The organism is Vibrio sp. 10N.222.55.A1, assembly GCF_041473835.1.
Classification (GTDB): domain Bacteria; phylum Pseudomonadota; class Gammaproteobacteria; order Enterobacterales; family Vibrionaceae; genus Vibrio; species Vibrio crassostreae_C.
The window spans coordinates 1-234 of the sequence record NZ_JBFRSX010000143.1 but is presented as its reverse complement, the minus strand read 5'-3'; the positions used below and the strand labels follow the sequence as shown (position 1 = coordinate 234).

Genomic DNA, 234 nt, shown 5'->3' with positions numbered 1-234 from the left:
GGTTCATCGCGGCTTTCCGGGGAAAGCCGCTTTTATCTTCAAGAAGAAGTAGTCGGTATCTCGATACCCATACCCCATTCGCTTGATTAGCTTTATCTTGTTGTTTATCCCTTCTAGGGTGCAGGTGTTTAGCGGATAACTTGCCGATGCGATAATACCGTGAAGATAAGGACTCAGTTTTCGTGCGAACTCTTTCAATGGCTTAATTCCACTCTCTTGTACTTGTGCCCACCA

1 protein-coding gene is annotated in these 234 nt (G+C 45.7%); it reads right to left on the bottom strand.

The window, feature by feature from the left end; genetic code table 11:
* Positions 1-3: 3 nt before the first annotated feature.
* Positions 4-234 (bottom strand): transposase (locus tag AB4493_RS22155; RefSeq protein WP_136982389.1); only part of this gene is annotated, 231 nt, incomplete at its 5' end.